A 12,697-nucleotide genomic window follows, 5' to 3' on the forward strand; every position below is an offset into this window, starting at 1 on the left:
ATGACGGGTCAAAAAACACAGCCGTTATTATCCATTAATGACCTGTCCATCAGCTTTAACGGCCAGCCGCCCCTGGTACGAGGCCTGGGTGTACAGGTGCACGCCGGGGAAACCCTGGCTCTTGTAGGTGAAAGCGGTTCTGGCAAATCCATTTCAGCGCTGTCTGTGCTGCGCCTGTTGGACGCCCGCCACGTTAGTTACCCCAGCGGCCAGATTCTGTTCCACGGTGAAGACCTGTTAAAAGCCCCGGAAAACCGTTTACGCCAGGTGCGCGGACGCCAGATCAGCATGATTTTCCAGGAACCGATGACCTCGCTGAACCCGCTGCACACCGTGGAAAAGCAAATCAGCGAAACACTGGCCTTACACAAAGGCCTGCGCGGTGACCAGGCTCGGGCCCGCTGCCTGGAGCTGCTGCAGCTGGTGGGCATAGACGACCCGAAAAGCCGCCTGGCCAGCTACCCACATCAGTTGTCTGGCGGGCAGAAACAGCGGGTAATGATCGCTATGGCGCTGGCCAACGAGCCGGAACTGCTGATCGCTGACGAGCCCACCACCGCGCTGGACGTAACCGTGCAAAAGCAGGTCCTGGAACTGTTGCAGCAGCTGCAGGAAAAGCTGGGCATGGCCATTTTGCTGATCACCCACAATCTGACCATTGTGCGCCGCTACGCCGACCGGGTGGTGGTGATGGAACAAGGCCAGTTGGTGGAACAGGCCACGGTTGAAACTCTGTTTACAACGCCACAGCATCCGTATACCAAACGCCTGCTAGACGCCGAACCACCCGAATCACCGCCCGCCAGGCCCGACATTGAAAATGCAACGCTGCTGCTGCGGGTTCGCGATTTGAATGTGCGCTTTACCACGGCCAAAACCCTGCTAGGGCGCGTAAAATCGAGCTTCCATGCGGTACAAGACGTTAGTTTTGAGCTGGAACGGGGCCAGACTCTGGGCATTGTAGGCGAAAGCGGCAGCGGCAAAACCACCATCGGCCACGCTTTGCTGAAGCTAACGGCGGCCAGCGGTCACATCGATCTGGATGGACAGCCCTTAGCGAACCTGAACCAGAAGCAGTTTCGTTCTTTTCGCAAACGCATTCAGATTGTGTTTCAGGATCCGTTTGGCAGCCTTAGCCCGCGCATGTCGATTGCCGAAATTGTGCAGGAAGGACTTGAAATTCATACGCCAGACACCCCTGAAGCCCAAGACGCGCTGGTGGTGCAGGCGCTGACGGACGTGGGCTTGAACCCGCAGGACCGCCACCGCTACCCGCACGAATTTTCCGGTGGTCAGCGCCAGCGGGTAGCCATTGCCCGGGCTCTGGTGTTGCAGCCGGATTTGATCATCCTGGACGAGCCAACCTCGGCTCTAGACCGAACCGTACAAAAGCAGGTGATTGAGCTGTTACAATCGCTGCAGCGAAAATATGCGCTAAGCTACATTTTTATCAGTCATGACCTGGCGGTGGTTCGGGCGCTGAGCCACAAACTGTTGGTGTTGCAGCATGGCCGAATTGTGGAATACGGCAAAGCCGCCGAGATATTTGCCGCACCTGAACAGCCGTACACACGGGAGCTGCTGAATGCAGCCTTCTTTTACCAGAAACCTTTAGACTAATTGAGCGTCATTCGTTAATAAAGCGTAACGCGTTACTATAAGGAGAACACCCATGGGAATTCTCAGTGGCAAAAGAGCCCTGATCGTTGGCGTTGCCAGCAAATTGTCGATTGCCTACGGCATCGCTGAAGCCTTCGCCCGCGAGGGCGCCGAACTGGCCTTTACCTACCAGAATGAAAAGCTGCAGCCGCGGGTCGAGAAATTCGCCGCACAATGGGGCAGCACGCTCACCTTCCCTTGCGATGTCGCCAGTGATGACGAAATCAACAACGTGTTCACCGAACTTGGCAAGCACTGGGACAACATCGACATTATTGTTCACGCCGTGGGTTTCGCCCCCGGTCACGAACTTGACGGCAACTACGTCGACGTGACCACCCGTGAAGGTTTCCGCATTGCCCACGACATCAGCTCCTACAGCTTTGTGGCCCTGGCCAAAGGCGCTCGCGGCATGATGCACGAAGGCAGCTCGCTGCTGACCCTGAGCTACCTGGGCGCAGAGAAAGTGCTGCAGAACTACAACGTGATGGGTCTGGCAAAAGCCTCGCTGGAAGCTAACGTGCGCTACATGGCAGCCAGCCTGGGCCGCGACGGCATCCGCGTGAACGGCATTTCTGCCGGGCCAATCCGAACTCTGGCAGCGTCTGGTATCAAGAGCTTCCGCAAAATGTTGGCCGAAAACGCCAGGCGCGCCCCGCTGCGCCGCAACGTAACCACCGATGAAGTCGGCAACGCCGCGGCTTTCTTGGGGTCCGACATGTCCAGTGGTATCACTGGCGAAATCATGTATGTCGATGCCGGCTTCAACATCACCGGTATGGGTGAACTGGAAGACGCAGAGATTTAACAACTGCGTGCATCTCCGGAACTCTTACTCAAGGAATATCAAGGAATAATCATAACTATGTTAGGCACGAAATTAGAGAACCTGAACGTGGCGAGCCAGGAAACACTGATGCCGCCTGAAACACTTAAGCAAGATCTGCCACTTACAGACAAAGCAGCCGCCACCGTGGCGAAAGGCCGCCAGGATATATACAACATTATCGACGGCACTGATCACCGGCTGTTTCTGGTGTTGGGCCCCTGCTCTATTCACGATGTAGATGCCGCCCTGGATTATGCCCGGCGCCTGAAAAAGCTGGCTGACGAAGTAAGCGACACACTGCTGATTGTAATGCGGGTCTATTTTGAAAAGCCGCGCACCACTGTTGGCTGGAAAGGCCTGATTAACGATCCCCGGCTGGACGATACCTTTGATATTCAGCAGGGCCTTCACATTGGCCGCAAATTACTGATTGATATCAGCGAACTGGGCCTGCCCACGGCCACAGAGGCACTAGATCCTATTTCCCCGCAGTATCTGCAGGATGCGATTTCCTGGTCGGCCATTGGTGCTCGCACCACCGAATCGCAAACCCACCGGGAAATGAGCAGTGGCTTGTCGATGGCCATTGGCTTTAAAAACGGCACCGATGGCAATCTCGACGTTGCCGTAAACGCCATGAAATCCGTGTCTCACCCCCACAGCTTTCTGGGCATAAACCAGCAAGGCCAGGTTGCCATTATTCGTACCAGGGGCAACAACTACGGCCACGTGGTTCTGCGCGGTGGTGGTGGCAAACCCAATTATGATTCGGTCAACGTTGCCCTGTGCGAACAGGCTCTAGAGAAGTCTGGCCTGCGCAAATCCATCATGGTGGATTGCAGCCACGCCAACTCCAGCAAAGACCCAGGCATTCAGCCCCTGGTGATGAACGACGTGTCTAACCAGATTCTGGACGGCAACACCTCTATCCAGAGCCTGATGATTGAGAGCAACATCAACTGGGGCAACCAGTCGATTCCGCAGAATCTGGCAGACCTGAAGTACGGCGTATCGGTGACCGATGCCTGTATTGACTGGGAAACCACCGAAAAAGCAGTTCACGACATGCGTAACAAGCTCAAAGATGTGCTGCCAAAGCGTGCCAAGACGTAAGATATACGATAGGGGACAGATTTAAAATCTGTCCCCGGTTTGTCACTGGTGCGAGGTCCGCAAGATGGGGACAGATTTCAAATCTGTCCCTGCTGTGTCCCCGGTTTTGGTTTGAGTCAGCCGATCTTGTCCAGGCCACGCATATACGGCTTTAGAACGTCCGGCACTGTAATGCTGCCATCTTTGCGCTGGTAGTTTTCCATCACCGCAATCAAAGCACGGCCAACGGCCAGGCCTGAGCCGTTGAGGGTGTGCACCGGCTCTGGCTTGCCGGTTTCAGGGTTGCGCCAGCGCGCCTGCATGCGGCGGGCTTGAAAGTCCCGAGTGTTGGAGCAAGACGAAATCTCGCGGAACTTCTGCTGCCCCGGCAGCCATACCTCCAGATCGTATGTGCGAGCAGCGGAGAAGCCCATATCGCCACCGCACAACGCCATGGTGCGATACGGCAGCTCCAACAGCTGCAACACTTTTTCAGCGTGGCCGGTCAGGGCATCCAGAGCCGCGTCAGAATCTTCAGGCCGTACGACCTGAACCAGCTCTACCTTGTCAAACTGGTGCTGGCGAATCATGCCGCGGGTATCACGGCCGTAAGAGCCGGCTTCACTGCGGAAGCAAGGCGTGTGGCACACCACTTTCAAGGGCAATTCAGCGGCATCCAGAATGCTGTCGGCGATCAGGTTGGTCACCGGCACTTCCGCTGTGGGAATAAGGTAAAGCGGCTTTTCACTTTCTACCCGGAACAGATCTGCTTCAAATTTTGGTAGCTGGCCAGTGCCATAGAGCGCGTCGGCGTTCACCAGATAAGGTACGTAAGCTTCGGTGTAGCCGTGCTCTTCGGTATGAAGGTCCAGCATAAACTGCGCCAGCGCCCGATGCAGGCGGGCCACCTGGCCGCGCATCACCACAAAACGCGAGTGCGCCAAATTCGTCGCGGTCTCAAAATCCATACCGTGAAGGGCTTCGCCCAGAGCAACGTGATCTTGCGGCTCAAACGAAAACTCCCGGGGCGTACCCCAGGTACGAAGCTCCACGTTATCATCCTCGTCTTTACCCGCGGGTACGTCTTCGTCCGGCACGTTCGGAATGGCGGCAAGAAAGTGACTCAGTTCTTCCTGAAGTTCGCGCAGTTGGTCTTCGGCTTCGGATTTACGGGCTTTGAGGTCGTCTACTTCATCCAGCAACGGTTGTATGTCTTCGCCGGAGGCTTTGGCTTTGCCGATGGACTTGGATTTTTTATTCTGCTCGCCTTGCAAGGTCTCGGTCCGCACTTGAAGGCCGCGGCGGCGCTCTTCCAGCTGCTCGAAGGTGGAGGTATCAAAGGTAAAGTTTTTGATGGCCAAACGGCGGGCAATGTCTTCGGTTTGGCTGCGAACGCGTTTTGGGTCGAGCATGATTATCCTGACTGGTCGGTTTAACAATGATTTTGTGAATGGCCGCCATTATACCGTCACGGCAGCGCGTGGCCAGTGCTTCAGCTACAGGCCACCCTTATAGAAAGCCCAGTGCTTCAGCTATAGCGTTTGCGTGGGCTGGCGGCGTTCAGTTGGTTCAGGCGCTGGCGTTTTTCAGCGAGTTTGATCTCCAGCCCGCGGGCCACCGGCTGATAATACCGGCGCTCGCTGATGGCTTCGGGCAAGTAAGCTTCACCGGCCGCAAAAGCGTCGGGCTCGTCATGGGCGTAACGATAGGATTCGCCGTGGCCCATGGACTTCATCAATTTGGTCGGTGCGTTGCGCAGGTGGACCGGTACTTCGAAGTCTTTATCCTGGCGGATGTCAGCCATACACTGGTTGAACGCCTTATAAACAGCGTTGCTTTTTGGTGCCATGGCTAGGTAAATCACCGCTTGCGCCAGCGCCAGTTCACCTTCGGGCGAACCCAGGCGCTCCTGGGTATCCCAGGCTTCCAGGGTCAGCTGCAGCGCCCTAGGGTCAGCGTTACCTATGTCTTCACTGGCAATACGCACCAGCCGGCGAGCCACGTACAGCGGGTCGCAGCCGCCGTCGAGCATACGGCACATCCAATAAAGCGAGCCGTCCGGATCAGACCCCCTCACCGACTTGTGCAACGCCGAAATCTGGTCGTAGAAAACATCGCCACCTTTATCGAAACGGCGCAGACTGGTTTGCATCACCAGCTCAAGCTGATCTTCACTGACGCTATCGACACCATCAGCGTCTGGCTGCGCCAGATCGGCGGCCACTTCCAGAATGTTCAGTGCCCTGCGGGCATCGCCGCTGGCGGCGCTGGCCATCATCGCCAGTACGTCCTCGGCCACCCGCAGGCGACCACCAAAGCCTTCTTCGGCGCTTAGCGCGCGGATAAGCAGGCGCTGAATATCGTCGTCTTCCAAATTTTTCAAGACGTAAACCCGGGTGCGGGACAACAGCGCGCTGTTTAGCTCAAAAGACGGGTTTTCGGTGGTGGCACCCACAAAAATAAAGGTGCCGTCTTCAATGTGCGGTAAAAAGGCGTCTTGCTGGCTTTTGTTGAAGCGGTGAACTTCATCCACAAACAGCAAAGTGTCCTGGCCGCTGCCCTGCTTGCGTGCCCGCGCACGCTCAACCGCCGCGCGTATATCTTTTACACCGCTGAGTACCGCTGACACGGTCTCAAAGGCCAGGTCACTGACGTTAGCCAGCAATTGGGCGAAAGTGGTTTTGCCCACCCCGGGCGGGCCCCACAAAATCATCGAATGCAGCTGGCCCTGCTCTACCGCCCGCCGCAGCGGTTTGCCGGGCCCCACCAGGTGGGGCTGACCCACATAATCTGCCAGTTGGGTCGGGCGCATGCGCGCAGCCAGCGGGCGAAATCCGCCGCTGCTGGCGAACAGGCTATCCTGCATCAGCTGCCGTCACGGATAATATCCACACCGGCCGGGTAGTCCGGCTTGAATACCGACGCGGGTATATCCCCGTTCAGCACGATGTCGTCAAAGCTCAGAATACTGATCTGCGCCAGGGAATCTTCCATTCGCATTTCCTGCAGCTGTCCGTCAAAAAACGACATCCGCAGCGAAACGAACAGTGAGTCCGGATTTTTGGGCGTCAGCGTAAATTCGCGAATGTTGTCGCCCACCCTGCGGGTAGAAACGTCGTAGGTTTGCGCCAGGTTGTCCACCTCACCGCTCAACAGCAAAGCCGGCGTGGCCTGCACATCGCTGTTTAGCTTGTGCACGGTTACCTGCTCCAGGTCCGGGTCGTACACCGACACTTCATCGCCGTTACTGACGATGTGCTGGGCCATAGGCGCTTTGCTTTCCCAATAAAACAATCCCGGACGCTTGGCCTTCATAGAGCCTCGGCTTTCCTGAATGCGGTCACCGCCGTTGCCCACCACAATCTGGATGAAGTCAGCCTGGTATGTCTGGTAACCCCGCAATAACGCAGCCAGTTGAGTCGCCGCGTCTTTCTGAAGAGTCGCTTCACTGACAGCCGCCGTTACCGTGCTGGTCAGAATCATCGCAAACAGCGCTGTGGCCAGCTGTTTCAAAACACCCGTCGTGCTTTTATTCGCCATACTGCTTGCTCCTGGACACTAGTTCCGTGGAGGCGGCGGAGCCAATACTTCCCGCGCGCCGTTGTGGCCTGCCGAACTGACAACCCCCGAAGCTTCCATTGCCTCGACCAGGTTGGCGGCACGGTTATAGCCAATCTTTAATTTACGTTGAACCGACGATATCGACACCCGGCGGCCTTCTGTCACGAACGCCACGGCTTCATCAAACAAAGTATCCATTTCGCTGTCATCATCGTTCAAGCTGGGTACGCCGGGCAGATTTTCGCCTTCGGCGCCATTAAGAACGTCGTCTATATATACCGGCACGCCTCGGGCTTTCCAGGCGCTGACCACCCGGTGCACTTCATCGTCGTCGACAAAGGCGCCGTGTACCCGCACAGGCAAGCCAGATCCTGGTGGCAAATACAGCATATCGCCGTGGCCCAGTAGCTGCTCTGCGCCACCTTGGTCAAGCACGGTACGGGAGTCAATTTTTGACGACACCTGGAACGAGATACGGGTGGGAATATTGGCTTTTATCAAACCGGTGATAACATCCACCGACGGTCGTTGGGTAGCCAGAATCAGGTGAATACCGGCGGCGCGAGCCTTTTGCGCGATACGGGCAATCAGTTCTTCCACTTTTTTGCCAACAATCATGATCATGTCAGCAAATTCGTCAATCACCACCACAATAGAGGGCAATGGCTCCAGTTCCGGCCGTTGCTGCTCGTCGTTATCCAGATAGTCGTCGGGTTTCCAGAACGGGTCTCGCAAGGGCTCACCGGCCTCCGCCGCTTCTTTTACCTTACGGTTATAACCGGCCAGATTACGCACGCCCAGGGTGGCCAGCAGGCGATAGCGCCGCTCCATTTCGGCCACACACCAGCGCAGTGCGTTGGCGGCTTCTTTCATGTCTGTGACCACCGGCGCCAACAGGTGGGGAATACCGTCGTAGATGCTCAGTTCCAGCATCTTCGGGTCTACCATGATAAAGCGAACTTCTTCCGGCCCGGCCTTCAGCAGCATGCTCAGCAGCATGGCGTTCACACCAACCGACTTACCGGAACCGGTGGTGCCTGCCACCAGCAGGTGAGGCATTTTCGCCAGGTTGGCTACTATAGGATTGCCGCCGATGTCGTTGCCCAGCGCCATGGTCAGCGCGGAGGTCGATTCGGAGAATACCCGCGAGCTCAATACTTCACTCAACCGCACCATCTGGCGGTATTCGTTGGGAATTTCGATACCCACTACGGATTTCCCGGGTATTACTTCAACCACCCGCACGCTCAGCACCGCCAGGGAACGCGCCAGGTCTTTCGCCAGGTTGGATATTTTGCTGACCTTAACGCCCGCCGCCGGCTTGATCTCGAAACGGGTAATCACCGGGCCCGGATTCACCTCAACCACCTCTACGGTGACCCCAAAGTCAGCCAGCTTTTCTTCCAGCAGCCGCGACATATGTTGCAGAGACTCTTCAGTGTAGCCTTTTTCCTGCTGCTCCTCGGGCGGGTCTAACAGCGTGATGGGTGGAATCGGGCTTTCGATATCTTCCAGCAGCGAAGATTGTTTGCCAGCCCCATTGCTGGCGCCGGGCTTACCCTGATCGTCTTTTTTGAACGGGGCGATCTTGAATGAACGGCCGGTGTCTTGAGAATTGCCTTTTGCCGCGATATCGGCGGAAGCCGATAAAGGCGTGGCTTTGCGCGCTGATCGCCGCGATGCAGGTGTGGGCCTACTGCTTTTGGAATCGCTATAATCGCTGCGAGCGCTCTCGTCATGGGCACTAAAGCTTTCAATGCGCGCCGGCTCATCGTCTGAATTGGCGCTCAGATCAAAGTAGTCGCCGGAGTCATCGCTGTATTCCGTTTTAGATTGGCCGCGACGGCCAAACCCCGGAATACGCTGCCACCAGCGCACTCGTTCAACCGCTTTTGCCGCGCGAACTTCGTTATCAAACTGGTCTGAAGCCTTGCCTTCAACCCTATGATTCAAAAGCGGTGGTTGATAATTTTCAGCGGTTTCTTCGGCGGCTTTTTCAGCATAGTTCTTTGCGGAACGGCTGCCTCTCAACCCATCTTGTATCCGTGTGCCAACCGTCAGCGCCATGCCGCCCAACTGGTCCATCAACCAGAACCAGGAAAGCCCAGTGGTAACCGTGAGCGCAAACAAGAATATGGCAATCAATACCAAGGTGGTGGCCGGCAGGTTAAAAAACCGCACCATAGCATCGGCCACAGCGACGCCCATCACGCCGCCGGAAGATTCACCCAGACCAAAAAGAGAATAAAGCGACAACAGACTGGTGGCCGACAGCAGAATCAGAACAAACCCGCCAAAGCGCACCATTAACAGGGGCCAGTGAAGGTCTTGGGAGCGATTGCGAAGACGAATCAGCAGCAGCGCGTAACCTGCCACCATGGCTGGAAACAGCCAGGCCACGTAGCCGAAGAAATTGCGCAGCAGGCTGGTCAGCCAGGCACCACTGCGGCCGGCGTAATTCAGCACTTGGGCGTCATGGCCTACACTGGCCCAGCCGGGGTCATTGGCGTGAAAGCTGAACAGCGCCATGCATAAATAAATCGCCAGGGCAATGAGCGCAATAACGGCGCCCTCGCGGGCACCTTGGGTCAGCAGCTTGCGAAAACGCAGCTGCTTATCAGTCAGCGGCTGGGCCGATGTGTCTTTTGCTTTTGCGCTTGCTGCCATGAATGCTCAGATGTTGCCATGACCGGGGTTCTGAAGGGCCTGAAAACCCCGGTCAAGATCGGCTTTCAGGTCGTCAATGGCTTCAATGCCTACCGACAGGCGAATCAGGTTTTCACTAATACCGGCCTGTTCTTTGTCTTCGGGCGACAATCGCCCGTGGGTCGTTGTTGCCGGGTGGGTGATGGTGGTCTTCACATCACCGAGGTTGGCGGTAATAGACACCATCCGAGTGGCGTCAATAAAGCGCCAGGCCTCTTCCCTGCCCCCATTTACCCGAAACGACAATACGCCGCCAAAACCCTTTTGCTGGCGTTTCGCCAGCTCATAATGCGGATGCTGCGGCAGGCCGGTATAAAAAACCGTTTCCACCGCGCTCTGCTGGTGCAGCCATTGTGCCAACTCTAACGCATTGTCACAGTGGGCTCGCATACGAATTGGTAAGGTTTCCAGGCCCTTCATGAACACCCAGGCGTTGAACGGGCTCATGGTTGGGCCTGTTGCCCGCAAAAACACGAATATTTCTTCCAGCAGCGCGTGGGGGCCTACAACAACGCCGCCTATGCAACGGCCCTGACCGTCCAGATACTTGGTCGCGGAATGGGTTACCAAGTCTGCGCCCAACGCCAGCGGCTGTTGCAACACTGGCGTACAGAAACAGTTGTCTACCATTAACAGCGCACCATGGGCATGGGCTAGATCCGCCATCTTTCGAATGTCGGCAATTTCGCACAACGGGTTAGACGGCGTTTCCAGAAACAACAGGCGGGTATTGGGCCGCATAGCCGCTTCCCAGCCCGCTTCGTCTGTCAGTTTTACAAACGTGGTTTCAACACCAAATTTGCTCAGATACTTCTGAAACAGCGAATTCACCGTGCCGAATACGTCCCGTGAACACACCACGTGGTCACCGGCCTTCAGCAACGCCATACAGGTGCTGGTAATGGCAGCCATACCCGAGGCCATTGCCACTGCCCGTTCGCCGCCCTCCATCGCCGCAATGCGATTTTCGAAGGCGGTCACCGTGGGATTGGTAAAACGCGAATAAATATTGCCGGGCTCTTCACCGGCAAAACGCGCAGCCGCTTGCGCCGCGCTGGCGTAAACAAAGCTGGACGTCGGAAATATGGCGTCGCTGTGTTCCAGCTGACCGGTACGAATCTGCCCCGCGCGCACCGCCAGGGTATCGCCAGACATGCCGTCCAGGTCTGATTCTGGTATCAAAATCGATTCTTCGCGGCAAAATGTCATCGTTTTCTCCTGGTCATGATTTTCTGCTGGTCGTGGCTTTCTGCTGGTCGTGGCTTTCTGCTGGTAATAGTATTCTTGCGCGGTCTAAAGCATCAGTCTTCGTCGTTATGCATGTCTATACTGCCGTTTTCGGTATCGTTCTTCACGATGCCGGAGCGGGTTGCATCGTTACGCTGGCCATCCAGGCGATCCAGATAGGCACGATCAATATCGCCGGTTACGTATTCACCGGTAAACACCGAACATTCCCAGCCATCGATGTCACTATTAACATCGCTAACAGAGGTAATCAGGTCTTCCAGGTTCTGATACAGCAACCAGTCGGCGCCGATCAATTCACGGATTTCTTCCACAGTGCGATCGTGAGCGATCAGTTCTTTCGCAGACGGCATATCAATGCCGTACACGTTGGGATAACGCACCGGGGGCGCGGCCGAGGCGAAATACACTTTGCGGGCGCCGGCATCGCGGGCCATCTGCACGATTTCCTTGCAGGTGGTACCGCGCACAATGGAATCGTCAACCAGCATCACGTTTTTGCCGCGGAACTCCAGATCAATGGGGTTTAGCTTCTGGCGTACCGATTTCTTGCGCATGGTCTGGCCGGGCATAATAAATGTTCGGCCGATGTAACGGTTTTTAATAAAGCCTTCGCGGAATTTCACGCCCAGGCGGTGGGCCATCTGCATGGCCGAGGTGCGGCTGGTGTCTGGTATCGGCATAACCACGTCAATATCGTGATCGGCAAAATCCTTCAGCACTTTATCCGCCAGAGTCTCACCCATGCGCAAACGCGCTTTGTAAACCGAGACTTTGTCCATGATGGAGTCCGGGCGGGCAAAATAAACGTGCTCGAAAATACACGGATAAAGCTTTGGCTGTTTGGCGCACTGCTCACTGTGAAAGGTGCCATCGGTTTCAATATACACCGCTTCACCCGGCGCAATGTCACGCACCAGGGTGAAACCGGAGGCGGCCAGGGCCACGCTTTCAGACGCAATCATGTATTCTTTGCGACCGTCACTGGCTACGCGCACGCCATAACAGATAGGGCGAATGCCATTGGGGTCGCGGAAACCGACAATGCCATAACCGGTAATCATTGCGATAACCGCGTAAGCACCGCGGCAGCGTTCGTGTACAGAACGCACGGCGGCAAAAATGTCGTCTTTGGTGGGGTCTAGCTTGCCCAGTTTCTGAAGCTCGTGAGCAAACACGTTCAAAAGCACTTCCGAATCGGAGTTGGTGTTGATGTGGCGCAGATCGGTACGAAACAGGTCGGTGCTCAGCTCGTCAGAATTTGTCAGATTGCCATTGTGGGCCAGGGTAATGCCATAGGGACTGTTGACGTAAAACGGCTGAGCCTCGGCGGAGCTCGCGCTGCCGGCGGTAGGATATCGAACGTGACCAATGCCGACATTACCCACTAACCGGTGCATATGGCGGGTATGAAATACATCGCGTACCAGGCCGTTGTCTTTACGCAGGTAAAAGCGCTCGTCTTCGAAGGTAACAATACCTGCTGCGTCCTGACCCCGATGCTGAAGAACGGTCAGCGCATCATAGAGCAGCTGGTTCACGTGGGAAGTGCTGACGATACCGACGATGCCACACATGGAATGGAGATTCTCCGAGTGTTAA

At 56.1% G+C, this 12,697-nt stretch carries 9 protein-coding genes; 3 read left to right on the forward strand and 6 right to left on the reverse strand.

What is annotated here, in order from left to right:
• The 3 genes from ATG98_RS19895 to ATG98_RS19905 are packed head-to-tail and all read left to right on the forward strand — an operon-like array spanning window position 1 to window position 3,601.
• A complete protein-coding gene (locus tag ATG98_RS19895) occupies window positions 1-1,620 on the forward strand; it encodes an ABC transporter ATP-binding protein (protein ID WP_098424162.1) in 1,620 nt (539 codons plus the stop codon).
• A 52-nt stretch (window positions 1,621-1,672) separates the two neighbouring features.
• Window positions 1,673-2,467 carry an enoyl-ACP reductase FabI gene (locus ATG98_RS19900; protein ID WP_098418684.1) on the forward strand — a complete coding sequence of 265 codons (795 nt, stop codon included), beginning with the start codon at window positions 1,673-1,675 and terminating at the stop codon, window positions 2,465-2,467.
• A 57-nt stretch (window positions 2,468-2,524) separates the two neighbouring features.
• A complete protein-coding gene (locus ATG98_RS19905) occupies window positions 2,525-3,601 on the forward strand; it encodes a 3-deoxy-7-phosphoheptulonate synthase (RefSeq protein WP_098424163.1) in 1,077 nt (358 codons plus the stop codon).
• Window positions 3,602-3,717: 116 nt separating this feature from the next.
• On the opposite strand, the gene serS is transcribed toward ATG98_RS19905, so the two are convergent.
• From serS to purF, 6 genes are all read right to left on the reverse strand, one after another.
• Window positions 3,718-4,992: a serine--tRNA ligase gene (serS, locus tag ATG98_RS19910; protein ID WP_098424164.1), complete on the reverse strand. Its 1,275-nt coding sequence runs from the start codon at window positions 4,990-4,992 to the stop codon at window positions 3,718-3,720.
• Window positions 4,993-5,108: 116 nt separating this feature from the next.
• On the reverse strand, window positions 5,109-6,446 hold the full coding sequence (locus ATG98_RS19915) for a replication-associated recombination protein A (protein WP_098424165.1): 1,338 nt from the start codon (window positions 6,444-6,446) through the stop codon (window positions 5,109-5,111).
• Entirely contained in the window at window positions 6,446-7,120 is a 675-nt protein-coding gene (gene lolA, locus ATG98_RS19920; RefSeq protein WP_098424166.1) for an outer membrane lipoprotein chaperone LolA, read from the reverse strand. The genes ATG98_RS19915 and lolA overlap by 1 nt, the downstream gene beginning before the upstream one ends.
• A gap of 18 nt (window positions 7,121-7,138) precedes the next feature.
• A complete protein-coding gene (locus ATG98_RS19925; protein ID WP_098424167.1) occupies window positions 7,139-9,808 on the reverse strand; it encodes a DNA translocase FtsK in 2,670 nt (889 codons plus the stop codon).
• A gap of 6 nt (window positions 9,809-9,814) precedes the next feature.
• Window positions 9,815-11,056: an O-succinylhomoserine sulfhydrylase gene (locus ATG98_RS19930; protein WP_098418690.1), complete on the reverse strand. Its 1,242-nt coding sequence runs from the start codon at window positions 11,054-11,056 to the stop codon at window positions 9,815-9,817.
• A gap of 92 nt (window positions 11,057-11,148) precedes the next feature.
• The gene (gene purF, locus ATG98_RS19935) at window positions 11,149-12,672 is read right to left on the reverse strand and encodes an amidophosphoribosyltransferase (protein WP_098418691.1); all 1,524 of its coding nucleotides are present in this window, start codon (window positions 12,670-12,672) and stop codon (window positions 11,149-11,151) included.
• Window positions 12,673-12,697 lie beyond the last annotated feature (25 nt).

Source organism: Marinobacter sp. LV10R520-4 (genome assembly GCF_002563815.1).
Classification (GTDB): Bacteria; Pseudomonadota; Gammaproteobacteria; order Pseudomonadales; family Oleiphilaceae; genus Marinobacter.